Annotated in this window: 20 protein-coding genes and 1 pseudogene; 18 read left to right on the forward strand and 3 right to left on the reverse strand. The window is 44.7% G+C overall.

The genetic code is table 11. From position 1 onward, the window contains the following. Nucleotides 1–84: 84 nt before the first annotated feature. From B0182_RS00215 to B0182_RS00250, 9 genes and pseudogenes are all read left to right on the forward strand, one after another. Complete coding sequence (locus B0182_RS00215; protein WP_051226110.1) at nt 85–414, forward strand: YbeD family protein; 330 nt, start codon at nt 85–87, stop codon at nt 412–414. Nucleotides 415–530: 116 nt separating this feature from the next. Further along, nucleotides 531–1,895, forward strand: a complete 1,365-nt coding sequence (locus B0182_RS00220; protein ID WP_078273021.1) for an exonuclease SbcCD subunit D C-terminal domain-containing protein — start codon at nt 531–533, stop codon at nt 1,893–1,895. 112 nt (nt 1,896–2,007) lie between these two features. Continuing rightward, nucleotides 2,008–5,973, forward strand: a complete 3,966-nt coding sequence (locus B0182_RS00225; protein WP_078273022.1) for an AAA family ATPase — start codon at nt 2,008–2,010, stop codon at nt 5,971–5,973. Between the two features lie 358 nt (nt 5,974–6,331). Then, nucleotides 6,332–6,607 carry a hypothetical protein gene (locus tag B0182_RS13760; RefSeq protein WP_143821625.1) on the forward strand — a complete coding sequence of 92 codons (276 nt, stop codon included), beginning with the start codon at nt 6,332–6,334 and terminating at the stop codon, nt 6,605–6,607. A gap of 89 nt (nt 6,608–6,696) precedes the next feature. Continuing rightward, the gene (ppk2, locus tag B0182_RS00230; RefSeq protein ID WP_078273023.1) at nt 6,697–7,731 is read left to right on the forward strand and encodes a polyphosphate kinase 2; all 1,035 of its coding nucleotides are present in this window, start codon (nt 6,697–6,699) and stop codon (nt 7,729–7,731) included. 122 nt (nt 7,732–7,853) lie between these two features. Beyond that, entirely contained in the window at nt 7,854–8,165 is a 312-nt protein-coding gene (locus B0182_RS15050; RefSeq protein ID WP_078273024.1) for an ATP-binding cassette domain-containing protein, read from the forward strand. Beyond that, nucleotides 8,147–8,524, forward strand: a pseudogene (locus tag B0182_RS15055) (ATP-binding cassette domain-containing protein); the annotation flags it as partial. The gene B0182_RS15050 and the pseudogene B0182_RS15055, both read left to right, overlap by 19 nt. Before the next feature lie 3 nt (nt 8,525–8,527). After that, nucleotides 8,528–9,397: an ABC transporter permease gene (locus B0182_RS00245; protein WP_078273026.1), complete on the forward strand. Its 870-nt coding sequence runs from the start codon at nt 8,528–8,530 to the stop codon at nt 9,395–9,397. Between the two features lie 22 nt (nt 9,398–9,419). Continuing rightward, nucleotides 9,420–10,301, forward strand: a complete 882-nt coding sequence (locus B0182_RS00250) for an ATP-binding protein (RefSeq protein ID WP_410173939.1) — start codon at nt 9,420–9,422, stop codon at nt 10,299–10,301. A 152-nt stretch (nt 10,302–10,453) separates the two neighbouring features. On the opposite strand, the gene B0182_RS00255 is transcribed toward B0182_RS00250, so the two are convergent. Then, nucleotides 10,454–11,206, reverse strand: a complete 753-nt coding sequence (locus tag B0182_RS00255) for an oxygen-binding di-iron domain-containing protein (protein WP_078273028.1) — start codon at nt 11,204–11,206, stop codon at nt 10,454–10,456. A 361-nt stretch (nt 11,207–11,567) separates the two neighbouring features. Between B0182_RS00255 and tsaB the strand changes: the two genes are divergently transcribed. The 6 genes from tsaB (at nt 11,568) to B0182_RS00285 (ending at nt 17,328) form a co-directional block, all read left to right on the forward strand. Continuing rightward, entirely contained in the window at nt 11,568–12,290 is a 723-nt protein-coding gene (tsaB, locus tag B0182_RS00260) for a tRNA (adenosine(37)-N6)-threonylcarbamoyltransferase complex dimerization subunit type 1 TsaB (protein WP_244893618.1), read from the forward strand. 223 nt (nt 12,291–12,513) lie between these two features. Then, nucleotides 12,514–13,356, forward strand: a complete 843-nt coding sequence (locus B0182_RS00265) for an undecaprenyl-diphosphate phosphatase (protein ID WP_078273030.1) — start codon at nt 12,514–12,516, stop codon at nt 13,354–13,356. A 134-nt stretch (nt 13,357–13,490) separates the two neighbouring features. Then, on the forward strand, nt 13,491–14,297 hold the full coding sequence (locus B0182_RS00270) for a class I SAM-dependent methyltransferase (protein WP_078273031.1): 807 nt from the start codon (nt 13,491–13,493) through the stop codon (nt 14,295–14,297). 473 nt (nt 14,298–14,770) lie between these two features. After that, nucleotides 14,771–16,042 (forward strand): phosphoribosylamine--glycine ligase, encoded by a 1,272-nt coding sequence (purD, locus tag B0182_RS00275; RefSeq protein WP_078273032.1) that lies wholly within the window; start codon nt 14,771–14,773, stop codon nt 16,040–16,042. 175 nt (nt 16,043–16,217) lie between these two features. Beyond that, the gene (locus B0182_RS00280) at nt 16,218–16,643 is read left to right on the forward strand and encodes a CidA/LrgA family protein (protein ID WP_078273033.1); all 426 of its coding nucleotides are present in this window, start codon (nt 16,218–16,220) and stop codon (nt 16,641–16,643) included. Beyond that, nucleotides 16,630–17,328: an LrgB family protein gene (locus tag B0182_RS00285; RefSeq protein WP_078273034.1), complete on the forward strand. Its 699-nt coding sequence runs from the start codon at nt 16,630–16,632 to the stop codon at nt 17,326–17,328. Before B0182_RS00280 ends, B0182_RS00285 begins: the two co-directional genes overlap by 14 nt. A 39-nt stretch (nt 17,329–17,367) precedes the next feature. Here B0182_RS00285 and B0182_RS00290 read toward each other — a convergent pair whose 3' ends face one another. Both B0182_RS00290 and B0182_RS15290 read right to left on the reverse strand, forming a co-directional pair. Further along, the gene (locus tag B0182_RS00290) at nt 17,368–17,796 is read right to left on the reverse strand and encodes a WG repeat-containing protein (protein ID WP_158079578.1); all 429 of its coding nucleotides are present in this window, start codon (nt 17,794–17,796) and stop codon (nt 17,368–17,370) included. Next, nucleotides 17,784–17,918: a WG repeat-containing protein gene (locus tag B0182_RS15290; RefSeq protein ID WP_078273152.1), complete on the reverse strand. Its 135-nt coding sequence runs from the start codon at nt 17,916–17,918 to the stop codon at nt 17,784–17,786. Before B0182_RS15290 ends, B0182_RS00290 begins: the two co-directional genes overlap by 13 nt. 195 nt (nt 17,919–18,113) lie before the next feature. On the opposite strand from B0182_RS15290, the gene B0182_RS00300 reads away from it, so the two are divergent. The 3 genes from B0182_RS00300 to cydX are packed head-to-tail and all read left to right on the forward strand — an operon-like array spanning nt 18,114 to nt 21,002. Next, on the forward strand, nt 18,114–19,718 hold the full coding sequence (locus B0182_RS00300) for a cytochrome ubiquinol oxidase subunit I (RefSeq protein ID WP_078273036.1): 1,605 nt from the start codon (nt 18,114–18,116) through the stop codon (nt 19,716–19,718). Nucleotides 19,719–19,720: 2 nt separating this feature from the next. Then, entirely contained in the window at nt 19,721–20,860 is a 1,140-nt protein-coding gene (gene cydB / locus B0182_RS00305) for a cytochrome d ubiquinol oxidase subunit II (RefSeq protein ID WP_078273037.1), read from the forward strand. Between the two features lie 10 nt (nt 20,861–20,870). Then, nucleotides 20,871–21,002, forward strand: a complete 132-nt coding sequence (cydX, locus tag B0182_RS00310; RefSeq protein WP_078273038.1) for a cytochrome bd-I oxidase subunit CydX — start codon at nt 20,871–20,873, stop codon at nt 21,000–21,002. The last annotated feature ends 16 nt before the right edge of the window (nt 21,003–21,018 follow it).

A 21,018-nucleotide genomic window follows, 5' to 3' on the forward strand; every position in this document is an offset into this window, starting at 1 on the left:
TTGGGGTTTGTGGGGTGTATTTTTACGCTTGAAAAAGCGACCGCCACCCCCATTTATTCCTAAATTCATCTATTTATTATTATCATGACCACCAAACTTACGAGTCTAAATATCGCCCCCACCGTAAACGCCAAACGCACCGAAATCCAAAACCCCGAGCTGTGGCAGTTCCCCATGGACTACCCCATGAGTATCATCGGACACGAAGGTGAGCATGACAGCCTACGCCATGAAGTCACGCTTATTTTGGCAGAGATTTTCCCTGATTTTGACACCGCCAGCATGGTCGTCCGCCCATCCAAGACAGGACGATTTCACGCCCTGCGGGTCAATCTACACCTAACATCTGCCGATGAAGTCAATCGCCTATACACCGCTCTTGACAAAGCCAAAACAGTCAAAACCGCTGTCTGACGATTTACATACATTTACCAAAGACCGCCCGCAAGAGTTGGTCTTTTTTATAAACTTTAAAACATCACAGCCCATTTATCTCATTTGCTTTTGTCTTACTCATCGAAATAACCACCATGCACACCATACCCCCCAAGTCCCCAACCGCCCTACGCATTTTACACACATCCGACTGGCACATCGGCAAACGCCTGTTTAACCACACTCGATATGATGAATTTGAAGCCTTTTTAAACTGGTTACACACCGCCATCAGCACCCATGACGTGGACGCACTCATCGTGGCAGGCGACATCTTTGACACCGCCACCCCCAGTAACAAAGCCCAAGAGCTGTATTATGACTTTTTGGGCAAAGTCGCCAAAAGCCCCTGCCAGCACGTCATCATCACCGCAGGCAACCACGACAGTCCCACCTTTTTGGACGCCCCCAAAGCCATTTTAAAAACACTGAACGTCCAAGTCGTCGGACAAGCCACCGCCGACATCCATGATGAAATACTGTTATTAAAAGACAAACCACAAGATGACTTAAAAAATAATTTAAAAGACAAATCACAAGACAACCCAAAAGACGACTCAAAAATCAATTCAGACATCGTGCGTGCCATCGTCCTTGCCGTGCCTTATCTGCGTGACAAAGATGTCAGGACAGGCGGTAGTTTTGAGCTGACAGGACAGCGAGACAGCGAGACCGCCCAAGGCATTGCCAAGCATTATCAAAGCCTTGCCGACCACGCCATCGCCCTAAGAGATAAACACCAAGCCAGCCCAAACCAGCCCCCCATTCCCATCATCGCCACCGGTCATCTGTTTAGTGCAGGGGCGAGCGTGTCATCGGATGATGACGGCATGCGAAAAGAGACCTTTGTCGGCACACTCGGGCAACTGCCTGCCAGTATTTTTGCCAATGACATCAACTATGTCGCCCTAGGACACATCCATGCCCCGCAAAAGGTTGCAGGACAAGATCGCATTTGCTATTGTGGCTCGCCGATTGCCATGGGCTTTGGTGAGATTGGTAAGGACAAAGAGGTCTTGATTGTTGATTTTGACCCCGTCACAGCGAACACGCCCCACATTCATGCCCTGACCGTACCCGTCTTTACCAAGCTAGTGAGACTACAAGGCGACACCGACAGCATTAAGCACGCCTTACGCCCCCTAATCGCCGAAAACCAAACCATCTATGCCGAGATTATCTATGATGGGCAGGCGTTAGAGCCAAATTTTGCCAAAGACATCAAAGCCTTTTTGACAGACACCAAAGTCCTACCCCTAAACATCCAAAACAACACCCAACGCAGGCACGTCCTACAAAGCACCCATCATGGCGAGAACCTAAAACAGCTCACAACCATGGACGTGTTTGAGCGACTTTTAGACAGGAGAGCGGTGAGCAATGATGAAAAAGATGAGCTAAAAGTCGCCTATCAGCACATCATCCAAGCCATTCATGAGCAGGACGTGCAGGCGGACTGACGGTGTATGGCTTGGCTTTTATCTTACTTATTTTTATCCGACTGATTTTTTACTCAATTTATTTTAAAGTCATTCTACCAATTTATTTTGCCATTTATTTATCCAAAATATCATGAAAATACTTTCTTTATCATTTAGCAATCTTAACTCTTTAAAAGGCAACTGGCACATTGATTTTACCGATGACGCCTTTGTCAATGACGGGCTGTTTGCCATCACAGGACAGACAGGGGCAGGCAAGACGACGATACTAGACGCCATCTGCCTTGCCATCTATGGACAGACGCCAAGGATTAGCACCATCAGCAACACCCAAAACGAACTCATGAGCGTGGACAGAGGCGACTGCCACAGCGAAGTGGTGCTACTCATGAATGAGAGTACAGGCGATAAGCTCTATCGGTTCGGCTTTGAACAGCGACGGGCAAACAAAAAGCCCGACGGCAAGTTACAACCCATCAAACGCCAAATCAGCCTACTGACCGACCCATCCGATGACGGCACCATCATCGAGACCAAGCCGAGCGTGTGCGATAAAAAAGCCATAGAAATCATGCACATGAACTTTGAGCAGTTTACCCGTTCGGTCATGCTTGCCCAAGGCAATTTTTCCGCCTTTTTAAAAGCCGAAGCCAATGAAAAGGGCGAAATCCTACAACAAATCACTGGCACGCACATCTACGCCAAAATCAGCCAAAAAGCCTTTGATGTACATAAGCAAAAAAAGGAAGAGCTACACCAATTAGAGCAAAAAGTAGGCGACATCGATGTCATGGATGACGAGCATTTTTCTGCCTTGGAGCGACGTATCAGCGATGATGGCGCTCGTCTTCGTGACACCCAAACTAGCCTGCAACGCCTAGATACCATCATCGGCTGGCACCAAAACCAAATCCAAGCCCAAGCTCACATCGCCAAGCACCAAGCGGACATTGTAACCGCCCAGACAGACATCCAAGCCTTTGACAAGTCGGCGATTCGCTTACGCCTTGCTAATCTGGCTCATGAGCTATCGCCCATCTACCAAGAACTCACCCGTGAGTACCACACGCTAACCCACACCCACACCGCCCTTACCGAACTCCAAAACACCCTGCCCGAGCTAATACAAGAACAGCAGAGTCGACAAGCACAAAAGGACAGTCATCATGGCACACTGACCGCCCACAAAGCCCAGTATAAACAAGCCCTGCCCCTGTTCAAACAAGTGCGAACGCTAGATAACATCATCGCTCAGGACAAATCGGCAATCGACAAAATCAGCCACGCCATCACGAACGAGCAAACGATGATAGCTAATGCCAAGCAGGCGATATCAGAACTAAACAGTCAGCAGGATAAGCACCAAGCCACACTACACGCCATCAATGACCGCCATGAACACATGGCACATTATTCCGACATCAAGCAAGATGTGGGTGTGCTGTCGGGTCATGAACGTGAGCTTAGCACTGCTTTGGCACAGCTTCGTCAGCACACCCGAAAACTGCACGCCCAAACCGATGAGCTACACCAAAAAACCCAACAAATCAATGATAAACGAGATGAACTGCGAACCCAAAAAGAGCGGTTGGCTCAAATCGAACATGACCATCAAGCCCTTATCGGACAAATCAGCGAGCTGTTACAAACATCGCTCATGTTATCTGATATTGATAATGACAAATTGGCGTATTATGGCACGCATTTTCAAGATAAGATTCATCACATCAAAGAGCTGTCGCATTTGACTTATGCCCTTAGCCAGCATGCAGAGAGCCACAGACAGTTAAATGGACAACTTCATGAACTAAGCACTCGCCTGCATGACAATGCCGAGCAAGAGCAAACCGCCCTATCTGCCATTTCTGCCCTAAACGAGCAAATCACCCAAGAGCAAAACACCCTAACTGCCCTAAAACAGCATTATGACACCCAACAACAGCTCATCGCCCTAAAAGAACATCACGCCAAACTGACCGATAATGAACCCTGTCCGCTGTGTGGTTCATTAACGCACCCGTACGCCCTTAACAACCCCTTTATCCATGATATTGATGATGGCACCAAAACCGCCATCACCCACACCACCCAAAAAATAGAAACGCATAAAGAAAACCTGCAAGCTCATAAAGAAATACTTGCCAATATCACCAGTGCAAAAGTGTATTATGGCGAGCAACAACAAACATTAACAGCACAAAAAAATGAAATCATCACAAATATAAACCGTGATTATCAAACCATCATCGCACAGGAGATAATAAAAAACGTCCATCATGAATTACCCATGGCATTAGATGACAATTCGCCCAAGATAAAAGAAGTCATTAATACATTAAATGACATCATTCATCAAACATTAGCCCATTTAACTGGTAGTTATGATAACTATCATAAATTACAGCACGCTTTTACCCAAAAAAGCCAAGAGCTAAATAACTTACGCCAAAATCTTGACATCATCACCCAAGACGGTAAAGCCCTAAAAAATCACATCGAAATCATCACAGAACAAATACAAGACACCAAATCCGCCATCGCTGATTATGAACAAAGCATTCATGAGCTTATCCATGCCATCACTGCCAAATTAGGGCGATATCAAAAAGGCATGGATATAAACATGGATAATGTTATTAATGTTATTAATGATATTAATGATATTAATGATATTAATGATATTAATGATATTAATAATGACAGCCACACATCATTATTAGCAAATATTCATCAGCATATTGGCGAGCTAATCCAAATCAGCCAAGACCATGACAATTACCACGCCCAAAAACAGCAATTAGAATCCGAGCTAAGCCACATTCAAATTCATCTGACCAATCAAAGCAAACAATTAAATGACCATCAAGAAAAACTGCATGAATTAGAGCAAGAAAAAATATCCCTAACCCAGCACCACGACAGCCATATATCAGAGCGTGAAGCACTGTTTGGCACGGATAATGTCGATGACAAAGAAGCCATGCTACGCCAAGCGATAGATGAGAGCGAGCGGGCATTTCATGACAGCCAAAAGAGTCATCAAAAGTCCCAGCAAGCCTTATTAAGTCTAAATGAAAAAATCAGCCATCATCAAAGCCACATTGCCACGCTTGATAAGCACATTGATGAATTACAACATAAGTTTAATGAATCACTAACAGACAAAGGCTTTAAAGACACCGATGAATTTTTATCGGCATGCATGGATAATGATGAACGCTTAGCATTAGGGCAAACCGAGCAAAACTTACATTATGCCTTAAAACAAGCCCGTGATAATCTTAACTATTGGGAGCATAAACTAGATGACATCATGACTGCCAAGCCTGATGATAAAGTTTTGGCGGATATTTTAAAAGACATGGAGAAACAACATGAATCCAATACAACAAATGACAAATCGAAAAATATGACATTGGATGAATTAAAACAATATAAAGAGCAATTACAAAGCCGTCATTATGAACAGCTGACCGCCTTTGGCGAGCAAAAACAGCTATTTATGAATGCCAAGGACAACAGAGAAAAGCACGGCTCTTTGATGAATTTAATCAGTCAAAAACAGCAGGATTTGGTCGTATGGGCAAAGCTTGATGAACTCATCGGCTCCAAAGAAGGCATTAAATACCGCAACTTCGTCCAAGGACTGACCTTGGAGCTTATGCTCCATCACGCCAATGATGTCCTTAGCAAAATGGACAGTCGCTATGTCCTAACTCATGGCGATGATAAGATCAACAAAAGCCTATTAGAGATAAATGTCATCGACACCGCCCAAGGCAGTGAGATTCGTAGCACCAAAAATCTCTCAGGGGGCGAGAGTTTTATTGTGTCATTAGCACTGGCAATGGGTTTATCACAAATGAGCAGTGAGAATGTCAGTATTAACTCATTGTTTTTGGATGAAGGCTTTGGCACATTAGATGATGAGATATTGGACATTGCATTGTCGGTATTATCATCATTAAAAGATACAGGCAAGATGATAGGCATTATCTCACACGTCCAATCATTAAAAGAACGCATTCCCACCCAAATCCATGTCAAAAAAATTGCTAATGGCGAAAGCAGGTTATTAGGTTCGGGCGTGAGTTAGGTTTGGTATGATTTGGTGAATGATTTTAGTTATTATATTACCAAATAATTTATAACATTGGTGTTACCATTATGAATTTCAAGAAATTTATCTTCGCTATTTTCATACTTACATATAGCGAAATCGCCCTTTCATCTGTTTGCAAACCACCAAATATATTTTATCATTTTTTTGAATTAGGTGCTCGTCTACCTGATGACACCAGCATCAATAAAGAAAGATATGATAATTCAATTGTGTTTAATGTTTTATATAAAATACCCCGATTAGGATTGAGTTAGGTGGTAGATAAAATGGGAATATTTATACTATTTTGGGTAAGAATTTTGACAGAGAGATTTTACACAATCTGCCACCTATGTCATCTTATTTTGGCAATGGAAATGAAATATACAAATGGAGTATTGGTGAACAAAGGTTATCCGTATCTATTTTTAGTACTGGTAATTCTAATGTAATGATTAACTACCAAGGAAGTGATGAACGGGAGAAACTCGGAGATGAGTTTATGTATTCTTTATTTTTAATTTGTAAGCAGGATGAAGTCCCAAATATTGATCACTGCGTAACAATTAATGGCATAATAGATAAAATCCCTGTTAAAATCCCCACATCACCCTCTAATAGACATTAAAAATCCAAAACAAATGGGCGTATTATATTGCCAAAATATTACCGCTATGTTAATATAAAACAAATCCACATTTTTATCAAGGAGTCCGCATGGCAACCGCCCCAAAAAAGCAGTCCGCTACCAAATTTCGTGACGAATTCTCTGACACTCTCTCTCGCCTAGAAGAGTTGGTTGAACACGCCAGTGCTGATGATTTGACCCAAATTGGGGTTCGCTTGGCAGAGTACTTGCCTACCACCAATGTCGCCCATCAGTTAAGTAGCGAGCTGGGTGCAAGCAAATCCAAAGACACCGAGCTTGCCCCCAACTGGCGTGAAGGCGGTTATCCTTATAAGCATCGCATGAGCCGTAAAAACTACGAAGCTCAAAAGTACAAATTACAAATTGAACTTCTAAAACTACAACGCCACGTCAAAGAAACAGGACAAAAAATTGTCATCCTTTTTGAAGGGCGTGACGCCGCTGGTAAAGGCGGTACCATCAAACGCTTTATGGAGCACCTAAACCCCCGTGGCGCTAGGGTTGTCGCCCTAGAAAAGCCGACCGAGACCGAACGTGGACAATGGTATTTTCAGCGTTATGTGCAGACTCTACCCACCGCAGGCGAGATAGTGCTGTATGACCGTTCGTGGTACAACCGTGCTGTGGTCGAGCGTGTTATGGGCTTTTGCAGTGATGATGAATATCACATCTTTATGGAGCAGGTGCCTGCCTTTGAAAAACACCTGACCCAGTCAGGCGTTACGCTCATCAAGTTTTGGTTCTCGGTAAGCCGTGAAGAGCAAAAAGTGCGTTTCTCTCGCCGTGAGCATGACCCCCTAAAACAGTGGAAACTCTCGCCTGTGGACAAAGCGTCCCTTGACAAATGGGACGACTACACCATCGCCAAAGAAGCGATGTTCTTTGAGACCGACACGAGCGAATCGCCATGGATTGTCATCAAATCCGACTGTAAAAAACGTGCCAGACTCAACGCCATGCGTTATGTCCTAAACAAGCTGGACTATGCCGACAAAGACGACTCACAGATTGGCAACATTGACCCGCTCATCGTGGGGCGTGCAGGGGCGTTGTACGAGACTGACGAGCATAAGGATGTAAGCAAGCGACCCACCAAAAAATAAGCTCCACACCAAGCCATCTGCCCCACTTATCAGACTTATCAATCCATCAGGGGCAGGCGGTTTTTGGGTAATGCCATCGGCAAATCTCATATCATAAAATCCTACCCCAAGCACACTACACCATGCCCCTACTCACCGCCACCGCCCTATCCTACCATACCCCAGACCGTACCTTGCTTGACAACGTGTCTTTTGCCTTACATCATGGGCAAAAAGTCGCTCTGGTCGGTGGCTCTGGCTCTAGTAAATCGGTGTTATTACAAGCCTTAGCCGATTTGTTGCCTTTGGATAGTGCTATTACTGATAGGATTATGTTAAATAAAAATGGGAAACTAACATCCCTTAGTCAAATCCCCGACCCGATTATCGCTCTGCTGTTGCCTTATTTCATCAAACGCCTAGCCTATCGGACGGCACGGTGCTTGACCATCTAACCGGTCCCTTTGGTTTTAAATACCACCAAAACAAAAAATTTGATAAAGATTGGCATTTACAACAGCTTACCACGCTTGGTAAACATGACAATTTTATCGACCAATCAATCCATGAGCTGTCAGGGGGCGAACGCCAAATCGTGAGTTTTTTGCGGACGTTGCAATTTAACCCAGCAATTGCCCCATTTGACGAGACCACGTCCGCCCTTGGTGATGAGACGGCACATTTGCTCATGAGACTCGTGCTAGATTGGCATGATGATACCAAAGCCTTGATTTGGGTTACGCACACGCCAAGCGAACAACAAGCGTTGGGGGCGGATTTGTGGCGTATGGATAATGGTGTGTTGGCGGTGTAAATTATGGCAATCACACTTACCCTAACCGACATCACCCTAGCCAGCACCCTACTGCTTATCACGATAGGCGTGTCGGCATACCTGCGACTTCGCTTGACAGGCACACTCATCATGGCAGGGGTGCGGACGGTCGTGCAGTTGTCCATGATTGGGCTGATTTTGGCATGGGTGTTCGCTCGGGAGAGTGCGTGGCAGGTGCTTGCGATTTTAACCATCATGACACTCATCGCAAGCCACTCGGCAAAAGGTCGGGTCAAACACCCCTACAAGGGCTTACTGTCTGATAGTATCATCTCGCTATCGGTTGCCACGGGTGTGGTTACGCTGATTGCCATGACACTCATTTTAAAGGTGTCGCCTTGGTATCGCCCCCAGTATATCATACCGATTTTGAGGCTGATTTTGGGCAATTCTTTGACCGCCATATCCTTAACAACCAACGAACTTGTGAACGCCATGCACGACAAGCAAGCCCTTATCAAATCTCGCCTATCGCTGTCGGCTACCCCCTTTGAAGCGGTGCATGAGCTTGTCAAATCGGCGGTGCTAAATGGCCTAACCCCAACCGTCAATTCCATGCTCGTGGTCGGACTGGTAAGCCTACCAGGGATGATGACAGGGCAAATACTGGCAGGGGCTGACCCTACACAGGCGGTACGCTATCAGATTGTTACCATGTTTTTTGTCTGTGGGGGCAGTACACTGGCGTGTACGCTGTCGGCGGGGCTGGTGGTTCGGCGGTTTTTTGATGAGCGTGGGCGGTTTGTAATCACAGAACAGCTTACACAAGATTATTATTACCAAAACCACCAAGCAAGGTGGTTTTATTTTTGGGCGTTTTATGTTAAATTAAGATTTTTATCACACATCTGACATGAATCTACATAACGAACTACTGACCCTTGGCACAAGTTTTTTGCAAAAAGCCAATCAATTTTTAAGCGAACGCACCACCCAATCCATTCATCTAGACCCTGATGTTCTCGCCTATCGCTGGGTTGGCGGTCAGCGTGGCATACTCGCTCCTATTGATGTCCACCTTGGCATCACTTTGGATGATTTGCACGGCATTGATACCCAAAAAGACAAAATCATTCAAAATACCCGCCAATTTTTGGCAAACTTGCCTGCCAACCACGTTCTCATGACTGGTACTCGTGGGGCAGGCAAATCAAGCCTTGTACGTGCCTTACTTCACGCCCATCATCAAGACGGTATGCGAGTGATAGAAGTCGCCCGAGATGATTTGCAAATGCTTGATAAAATCCGCCACGCCATCAAGGCAAGCGACAGCTACTGCCGTTATATCATCTACTGTGATGATTTGGCATTTAATGGGCATGATGAAAATTACCGCACCCTAAAAAGCGTGCTGGATGGGGCGTTAGACAGCGAACAAGACCGTCTGCTCATCTATGCCACCAGTAACCGCCGTCATCTGTTGCCACAGCTCATGAAGGATAACGTCAGCATTTATAACGGTCAAACCGATGAAGTCAATCCCTATGAGACCATCGATGAGACCGTCTCGCTCTCAGACCGCTTTGGGCTGTGGATATCGTTCTCACCCATGAATCAAGAGACGTATTTGGACATCGTGGCGTATTATTTGACACGGGCGGACATGGCATTTGATGAGATGGTGCGCAGCGAAGCCCTAAAATGGGCAAGCACTCGAGGCGGTCGCTCGGGACGGGTGGCATATCAGTTTAGTCGGCACTGGATAGGGTCAAGGCTGTTAGAGCGTGGCTCTGTGGATGGTGTTACCCATAAATGATATCTTGGGTGGATGTTAAAAATGGGGTAAATAATAATGTCTGCCAAAAAACCAAAATAAAAAGGCGTATCATCACGCCTTTTTAACCCATCATATCCGAACAACCTTAGCCAACGCCATTAACTCATTGATGTCATAAGTACTCTCATCAATCAAATCATACCGCAAGATAACCCACTAATCCAATCTAAGAACTCATCAAAGATGGCACGCCCTTCTAGTCGCTTGCCATGCTGTAGCACCATCATGTCCACGGGTAGCTGGCGTACGCTGTCCGCCCACAGACGGCAGGCTTTATTACTTGCCATATAGCGTTTATGAAAACCTGACATGCTGTTGATGTGAGCTTGAAAATTCTCCACCTTGATGCCAGAATGCCCTACCAATGACGCCCCCATGTCGCCCGAGAACAGAATCTGACTGACAGGGTCATAAAACTGAATGTTACCCACCGAATGCAAAAAGTGGGCAGGGATTGCCATGATTTTAGTATTGCCCAGTGCATACACGCCACCCACATCAGGAATGCCTTCGAGTCGCTCCGACAAACCGTGGTGCAATCGCCCTTTGGTAAAGGCAGAATTATAATGGGGCAAAAACCGCTCCCACAACGTCGGGATAAGCAGTTTGGTATTTTGCAAATGGATGAGCCAACGAGGCATGGACGCCAAAATGTCAGGGTCTTGGTGCGAGCCAATGACGTACTTAATACTCTCCATGCTGGTGTATTTGGTGATTTGCAAAGTCAGTGGCGTAAAGGTCAAATCCCCACCTGGGTCAATGATTGCCGCTTCTTCGCCATCAATGATTAAAAACTGGTTCGATGGCACGCTTTCATCTTCTTCGGGCATACTAAACGCGATACATTTGTGATGACCGTCATCATACAGAACATAAGATTCCATAAAAATTTCCTAAATATTAGGGCGTGCCTACCATTGATAACATTTTTATAAAATTAAGGTAAAAATTTAACATTTTAAATCAATTTTTGCATGAAAAATGGCTAAATCTTGTTTTTCATTGCAAATACCAACGGCAGGCACGCCCTACACAAGTCAAAACGAACACCATAAAATTTTTATGGGTTTTGAACATTATACGCTGATTTGATTAAAAATACCAAAAGTTTTTATTGAATTTATTTGTCATAAAACCACCCCGTCCAACAAAAATAAATTTTCTTAATTATTACTCCATTGTAAATAATGTTATCAATAACCCCGACCGCTTTTAAGACCCTAAAATTTACAAGTATTTTGTGGTATGATAAGCGTTTTTTATTTTGCCCGCACACATTCTATGACCGCCTTATCGCCCAGCCCATCTGACATTCTTGTTGCCTTTGACACCATTTTTGAGCAATGCTCGATTGCCATTTTGCAAAACGACACCATCATCTACACCGAGACCGTGGCAGGTGGGCGTGGGCAAACGGAGATTATCTTGCCCATGCTTGACAAGGCACTGCATACGGCAGGTGTGGACATAAAAGACGTACAGGCGTGGGCGTTCAACCGTGGGCCGGGGGCATTTAGTGGTATTCGAATCAATACCGCCCTAGTCCAAGCCCTATCTGTCGCCAATGACGCACCGTGTATCGGCATATCCAGCCTACACGCCTTGGCATTTATGGCGTGTGAACAGACAAGTATGGCGGACGGCACAAGGATAACTGGCGTGATAGACGCTCGCCAAAACCAAGTCTATGCAGGGGATTTTGTGGTACAAAAAGCCTTGCCCATTGCCCAAAGCGAATATTTGCTGGATTATGACAAGCATGTAGAGACCGACATCATCGTGGGGGATGGCGTGGATTTGGTGGCAACAGATGCCAAAAAATTACGCCTAAATCCGACTGCTTGCCACATTGCATACCTTGCCTATCCGCTATTTTTAAAGGGCGAGACGGTAACGGCAGAAAACGCCTTACCCGTTTATCTTAGAAATAACGCTTGGAAAACATTGGCAGAGCAAGGTAAGAAATAATTAACCAATTTTAAAATGAAATATGGGGCAGTTTATTCACCCAATCATTTATATGCCAATAATTTTATATTTTTAAAATAGTATTGTTCAATCAAGATATATTTTAAAATTTGGATGTGCAAGGGCAAATTACATTCGCCCAATGATTTAATGCCAAAAAATTATTTAACCCCCAATCCATACCGCCAATAAATATTGGTAAATTTAAATAAAGAGCAATATTTTGGACATTTTATTATTTATCAAAGCCGTTATCATGGGCATTGTCGAAGGCATTACCGAGTTTTTGCCGATTTCTAGCACAGGTTATATGATTTTGTCGGCAGACATCATGAATTTTTGGGACAAAGACAAGCGAGATTTGTTCATTGTTTTTGTTCAGCTTGGGGCGATTTTGGCGGTCATTTATGACTATTTGGGTAGGTTGTGGACGGCATTTATGGGGCTACTGACAGGCAAGGCGGACGGCATGACCAACCCCCGTGGGCTGGGTATCTCGCTCATCATTGCCACCATTCCTGTCATGGTTGTCGGCTTTACCCTAAAAGACTTTATCACAGGCATGCTCTTTCATCCGCTTGTCGTGGCGACCATGCTTATCATTGGGGCGTTACTGATTATCTATGTTGAAAAACACCCACGCCCCATTAAGGCACAAGAAGCCGAACATATTGACTTTAAAATCGCGTTAAAAATCGGACTGGCTCAATGCCTTGCCCTAATCCCTGGTACCAGTCGCTCTGGGGCGACCATCATCGGGGCGTTGTGGTTTGGGGCGTCTCGTAAATCCGCCACCGAATTTTCATTCTTTTTGGGTATTCCTGTCATTGTCGGAGCAGGGCTTTTGGAGCTTATTGAGAAAAAAGACGTGCTACAAACAGGACAAGATTGGGCGATTTTGGGCGTGGGAACGTTTGTGTCTTTTGTCGTTGCCTTGTTGTGCATTCGCTTGCTTGTGGCATGGGTATCCAAAAAAGACTTTATGATTTTTGCCTATTTGCGAATTATCACAGGCGTGATTGTGTTATTGGCGTATTTTGTGTTTGGTTATCAAATTCAAGGGTAAATTTTTATTAAATTTAATGTATATAAAATAATATTTACTTTTAATAAAAACCAATCTAGGGAGAATTACAATTCACCCCTACAATCCTAAAAAACATTTTTTATTTATAAAATATCTATTTAAAAGGCAACATTTTGAATATTAACATCATCGGCACCGAACAAGACAAAGATTTATTTGATACATTAGACGCTATCAATAAAACTCACAATTTGTCTTTAAAGTTATCTTTTTATGATTTATCAAAATTAAGTGATAAATTCATCTCATTGTTTGCCAATGATAATGTCAATATTCCTTTAATTGCTCTTATCAAAAATACACCAACTTTAATTAAAATTGACAACAATACTATTATAAAATCATCATTAAATTGGCAAGCCCTAACCAAACGTATCGTAACGGCAGGGCGAAAGTCCGAGCTGATACTACAAGCAAGCAAATTAACGTCCGACATGAGCGTGATAGACGGTACGGCAGGCTTTGGGCAGGACGGATTGATATTGGCAAGCACAGGGGCAAATGTAATCATGATAGAACAAAATCCTATCGTGGCAATGCTATTATTATTTGAATATCAAATGATGAATACCAATCTAAATTGGCAAAAATTATTAAGCCGAATTACGATTTATCATGGTAATTTTTTGAATACTGATTTTATGGCGACCTTACCAAAGGCGGATATGATTTATCTTGACCCTATGTTTCCGTCTGACAGTTATTCCGCCAAAGTGGGTAAAACCATGCAAGTATTACATGACTTGGCAAATCCGCCAAGCGATGATGATGAAAGACTGTTTTTGGACAGTGCTAATGCTCAGTTAAAAGACAATGGCAAAATCATCATCAAACGCCCCTTATCCGCCCCCCATTTGGCAAATAAAACACCATTGCAAAGCGTGGCAAATGATGCGATACGGTTTGATAGATATTGGTGATTTATGAAACAAGAATATATTCTGCTTGGGTTATTATTTCTTAGCTTTGCGAATGATATTTTTCAAAAAACGCAAATATCAAAAACTTTGGCAGGCGATAGATAAAACCAAATACGTCAATCGCTATCGTGAAATCATCGCCCAAACCAAAAACTAAACCCAAGCGATAAAACAATTACGCCAAGAATTTAATGAATTGGGATTATTGCAAGCGGTGGAGATTAGCCAACTTACCCATCAAGACAAAAGTTAGATTTTAGATGAGATATTTTCCACTTGTGGCAATTTTGGAGTTTATAAAGTATACATCCCTATATTTATGTATGATAAATTTGTAGTAATTTGAAAGCTTATGGCATGTTTTTCTTGATCGCAAGTCAAAAGAAAATTCATAAAACAGCCAAAAACTCCCAAGATTTTTTGGGTAAAATTTGCTACAATAAGGACATTTACCCCAACCCATAAGGACTGCTATGAAAATTTTAGTTACAGGTACAGGCGGACGTGAGCACGCCTTAGCGTGGGCGTGTGCCAAAGATGACAGAGTACAGACGGTCTATGTCGCTCGTGGCAATGCAGGCACGGCAAGCGAACCTAAGCTCCAAAACGTGGATTTGGACATCACCGACCATCCTGCCGTGATTGAGTTTTGTCAGACTCACGATGTCGCTTTTATGCTTGTGGGAGCGGAAGCTCCACTGGTGGCAGGCATTGTGGACGATTTGGAGCGGGCTGGCGTGCGTGCGTGGGGCTGTTCAAAATACTGCTCACAGCTAGAAGGCTCTAAGGCATTTGCCAAAGATTTTATGAAAAAAGTCGGCATTCCCACCGCCTTTTATGAAGTCTTTACCGAGGTAGAGCTGGCAAAAGATTTTGTCCGCTCCAAGGGGGCACCCATTGTCATCAAGGCGGACGGACTGGCGGCAGGTAAGGGCGTGATTGTGGCGATGAATGAGAGCGAAGCCTTTGGTGCCATTGATGACATGCTATCAGGCAATAAATTTGGGCAAGCAGGGAGCCGTGTTATCATCGAGGAGTTTTTGGCAGGCGAAGAAGCGTCCTTTATTTGCATGATTGACGGCGATAATATTTTGCCCATGGCAACCAGTCAAGACCACAAACGCATTTTTGAAGGCGATAAAGGGGCAAATACAGGCGGTATGGGAGCGTACAGCCCTGCCCCTGTGGTAACGGCTGATGTGCATGAGAAAGTGATTGAGCGTGTTATCCGCCCTGTCGTGGACGAGATGAGGGCAAATGGCACGCCTTATAAAGGCTTTTTGTATGCAGGGCTTATGATAAATGACGCAGGCGACCCTTATGTGATTGAGTTTAACTGCCGATTTGGCGACCCTGAGACTCAGCCGATTATGATGCGATTAAAGTCGTCTTTGGTTGAGCTGATTTTGGCAGGGCTAGACGGTAATCTGCCCGTCAGTGCAGAATGGACGGATGAAGTGGCGTTAGGCATTGTCCTTGCCAGTCGTGGCTATCCAGAGAGTTCATCATCAGGCGATGTGATTGCAGGTTTGCCAGATGTGCAGGACGACCTAAAAGTATTTCACGCAGGTACAAAGGCAGAGAACGGACAAATCCTAACCAATGGCGGACGAGTGCTGTGCGTTACCGCACTTGGAGCGAGCGTGGCAGATGCCCAAGCTCGTGCGTTGGCAAGCTGTGGTACGATTGCCTTTGACGGCATACAATATCGTAGGGATATTGGCTGGCGTGCGATTGAGCGTTAGTCTTTATCTGAATATAGAGTCAAATGCAGTCGTGTTTGGCTCTATTTTTTTATAAAATAATGAACATTTTTTATAAAACCTACCCCCACACCTTGACCTAATCGTATGATGATGATTAAATAACCATTCTAGCTAAGTATATCAAGCAAGACCCCAATATAAGGACATAATAACAATGAAATCCCCCTATCTTACCAAATCCCCCATTTTTTGGCTCGGTATGCTCGCCACCGTCTGTATCGTCATCGGTGTGCGTGAGCTTGCCTTGGTTGTTTGCACCGCTTTGGGAATGCCAACCGCCACCAATATTGTCGGCTTGGTGTCGCTCTTTGCTGTGCTGGTGGGTGTGCGTCTTATCAAGGGCGGTTTGCCAAATTGGCTATCGTCATCGGCAAACGTGCTACTTGTAGATAGTGGATTTGCGTTTTTGCCTGTGTCGGCAGGGGCAGGGATTTTGCTGTTTGGGCTTGGGTCGGATTTACTTGCCGTGTCGGCGGTCATCGTGCTCAGCACCGTGATACCGCTTTGGATGTTTGCCAAATTGTCCCAAAATTGGCTAAAAGGCACGGACGATAAAGGAGAAAATCATGCCAACTCTTGATAGCAACACGATTTTTATCGCCTTTATCGTTACGCTCATCGCTCATATCGGGGCAAAATATGTGTTACGCTATATCAATAAATACTTTCGTGGCATACCGATGATTATCATCGCGATTGTGCTAACGCTTATTATCATTGCCGTGATTCAACTGCCCTATAATACGTATTACGCCCATGCCAAACCTGTCTTTGACCGCTTGCTTGGGTATAGCACCGTCCTGCTTGCCGTCCCCCTGGCGGGTATGGATTTTAAGGGTTTGCCTGTCAAAAAGCTGTCTATCATTGTCGTCATGGCAAGCCTTGTTGGGGCGATTGTACCGATGAGTTTGGCGTATGTGTTTAGCCTAAATATACAGACGATTTTGGGCTTTGCCACACGGTCGGTTACCACGCCTGTGGGCTTGTCGGTTGCCCAAATCATTGACGCACCGCTTGTGCTTGCCAATCTCATCATCATCGTGTCGGGGATTTTGGGGGCGGGGGTATGCCGTATTTTGTTCAAAAACATCACAGACGACAGAGCAAAAGGCTTGGCACTGGGTCTGGTTGCTCACGCCATTGGTACGGTCGAAGCATGGACAATCAGCCCCACCGCAGGGCGATACGCCGCCTTTGGGCTTGCCATCAATGGCTTGGTAACGGCGGTGTGGTTGCCAATGGCGATATTGTGGTTATTAAAATGATGATTTTGGATAAAGCAAAGCACCTGTATGGGTGCTTTTTTAATCCATACGACTGCCCGTTTTGTCGATATAAAAAGTTTCGCCGTTTAATTCAACAATGGCTTTACCCATTGTAAAATCCCAAGCATGGTTGTATTGAATGGGAATAATAGCTTTGCCTGTTTTATCTATAAAACCATATTTGCCATTTTGCTCTACACTTGCCAAACCATCTGAAAATTTCCAAGCAGAATCATATTGAATGGGGATAATTATTTCACCGTTTTTATCAATATAACCATATTTTTCATTTTGTCTTATTACTGCCAAACCGTCTGAAAAATTAGAAACAAATCCCCATTTGCCATTTTTTTCTACTCCCGCCAATCCGTCTGCAAAGTCCAAAGCGTAATCATATTGAATGGGGATAATAATTTTACCTGTCTTGTCAATATATCCCCATTTACCATTTTGCTTTACATTTGCCAAGCCGTCTGAAAAAACCAGGCATTATCATATTGAATAGGAATGACTATTTCGCCTTTTTTATCAATAAAACCCAGAATTTTTGTTGTTTGATTTGCCGAGGTCGTAGGTTTGGCGTGGTATATTTTGCCCTTTTTATTTACCTTAAAACAGACAAGTTTGGCTTGTCTGTTTTTTGTTTGGGTTTTTGTTTAGGGTTTGATTGATGTATTTAAAATGAATGATATTTAACCATTTATCAACAGTTTTCGCCTTGACAAAAATGAGTTTTAATCACAAAATTACGCTTTTGCAACGCAACAAAATGGCAGGAGAGCGGTATGATTACCGAGTCTTTGGTGGATGTCTCACGGCTACAATTTGCCGTTACAGCATTATTCCACTTCTTATTTATTCCCCTAACGCTTGGCATGACATGGCTACTTGTCATCATGGAGTCGGTGTATGTCATCACAGGCAAAGAGATTTGGAAGGACATGACCCGATTTTGGGGCAAGCTCTTTGGCATCAACTTTGCCTTAGGCGTTACCACAGGCATTACGATGGAGTTTCAGTTTGGGACGAACTGGGCGTATTATTCGCACTATGTCGGCGATGTGTTCGGAGCCCCCCTTGCCATCGAAGGCTTGATGGCATTTTTCTTAGAATCCACGATGGTGGGGCTGTTTTTCTTTGGCTGGGAGCGAATGAGCCGTGTGCAACATCTCATCACCACCATACTCATGGCACTGGGAACCAACCTGTCGGCTCTTTGGATTTTGATTGCCAATGGCTGGATGCAAAACCCCGTGGGAGCAGAGTTCAACTACCAAACCATGCGAATGGAGATGACCAGTTTCGCCCAAATCCTGCTAAACCCTGATGCTCAAAATAAATTTGTCCATACCGTCTCGGCAGGCTATGTGGTCGGAGCGATGTTTGTGCTGTCAGTGTCGGCTTGGTATCTGTTAAAAGGGCGTGATGTCGCCTTTGCCAAACGCAGTTTTCATGTGGCGGCCGCCTTTGGTTTTGCGTCCATTTGTAGTACCATTGTGCTGGGTGATGAGTCGGGTTATTCTATTGGACTGGCTCAGCAGACCAAACTTGCCACCATGGAAGCGATGTGGGAGACCGAGCCTGCCCCTGCCAGTTTTAATCTGGTGGCATTCATCAACGAAAAAGAAGAGAAAAACGACTGGGCGATACATATCCCCTATGCCATGGGCATCATTGGCACACGCTCGCTAGATAAGGAGATACTAGGCATTCATGACATTAAGGAGATTAACGAAGAGCGAATTGTCAGCGGCATCTTTGCGGTGAGTGCCTTAGATGAGATGCGTGCGAGCATGGCAGACGGTAAGGCGGTCAATCCACGCACACTGGCACAGTTTGAACATCACAAAAACGATTTGGGCTTTGGGCTACTACTCAAAAAATACACCCATGATGTTACCCAAGCCACCCCCGACATGGTAAAATCTGCCACGAACGACACCATTCCTAGGGTAACGCCCATGTTTTGGACGTTTCGTATCATGGTGGGCTTGGGCTTTTTGATGCTCGTATTATTTTCCTTATCGCTGTTTTTCACCATTAAGGGTAATTTTATGGAGAAAAAATGGCTGTTAAAATTTGCCGTCATTATGCTCCCTGCCCCGTGGATAGCCGCCGAAGCAGGTTGGTTTGTTGCCGAATATGGTCGTCAGCCGTGGACGGTATATGGCGTGTTGCCCACACATTTGTCAGTGTCTAACATCGCCATTAGTAACGTGATATGGTCGCTGATTGGCTTTGTGGTGTTTTATACCATTTTGTTTATCATTGAGATTTATCTCATGCAAAAATACGTCCATCTGGGCCCTGCCAGTCTCGGCACAGGGCGGTATTTTGGCGAAAAAAGCGACAAAAACATCATCAACCCCAATGAATTTAAAGGAGTATAACCATGTTATTTGATTATGAAACCCTAAAATTCATCTGGTGGCTCATCATCGGTGTCCTACTCATTGGCTTTGCCATCATGGACGGTCATGACATGGGCGTGTGTAGCCTGTTACCCTTTGTCGGCAAAACGGACAAAGAACGGCGTGTGATCATCAACACCATTGAGGCTCATTGGGAAGGCAATCAGGTGTGGTTTATTACCGCAGGCGGGGCGATTTTTGCTGCCCTGCCCCTGCTGTACGCCACGGCATTTAGTGGCTTTTATTGGGCGTTAATGGCGGCATTGTGGGCGTTGTTTTTTCGACCTGTGGGGTTTAAATACCGTAGCATGGTCAAGGATGAACGCTGGCGGACAGCATGGGATTGGGGGCTGTTTATTGGCTCGTTCGTCCCTGCCTTGATTTTTGGGGTGGCGTTTGGCAACTTATTTTTGGGCGTGCCATTTGGCTTTGACAATCAGCTTGTCTCTACTTATACTGGCTCGTTTTGGGGCTTATTGTCGCCCTTTGCCCTGCTCTGCGGTCTGGTGAGTGCCTTTATGATAATAACCCAAGGCGGGGTGTATCTGGCTCATCGCACGGTCGATGACATCCAAATTCGCACCAAAAAATTAACCACCATCTCCGCCATCATCATGTCGGTGTTATTTGTACTGGCAGGCTTTTGGGTGGCAAATCTTGACGGCTATGTCATCACCAGTTCGCTGGACAAAAACGCCTTGATTGACCCCACGAGTAAGACCGTCATCACCGAGCAGGAGGCGTGGCTTGCCAACTTTAAGGCTCATGGAGCATTGTGGTTATTTCCTGTCTTAGGCGTCATCATGCCTATCGTGGCGGTGCTTGTCATGAAAGCAGGACGCACCTTGACTGCCTTTGTGTTGTCTAGCGTGGGCGTGCTTGGGGTAATTATGACCGCAGGGGTCGCTTTATTCCCCTTTTATATGCCGTCATCGTCCGACCCCCGTTCGAGCCTAACCGTATGGGACAGCACGTCCAGTCAGCTCACGCTCATGGTGATGGTCTATGTGGTGGTCTTTATCCTGCCTGTGGTGGTCGGCTACACAAGCTGGGCGTACGCCATCATGCGGGGCAAGGTTACCAAAGCCTATATCAAAGAAAACGAACATACACTATATTAGGAGATAACTCATGTGGTATTTTGCATGGATATTGGGCTTAGGCTTTGCCGTACTGTTGGCGATTATCAGTGCTGTGTGGGTGGAGTTTGAAGACAGCCGAGAAGAGGCGTTTTATGGCAAGGATAAGGAGCGTGATGATTAGATGCGTTTTTTACTTT

The organism is Moraxella bovis, assembly GCF_002014975.1.
GTDB classification, from domain to species: Bacteria; Pseudomonadota; Gammaproteobacteria; order Pseudomonadales; family Moraxellaceae; genus Moraxella; species Moraxella bovis.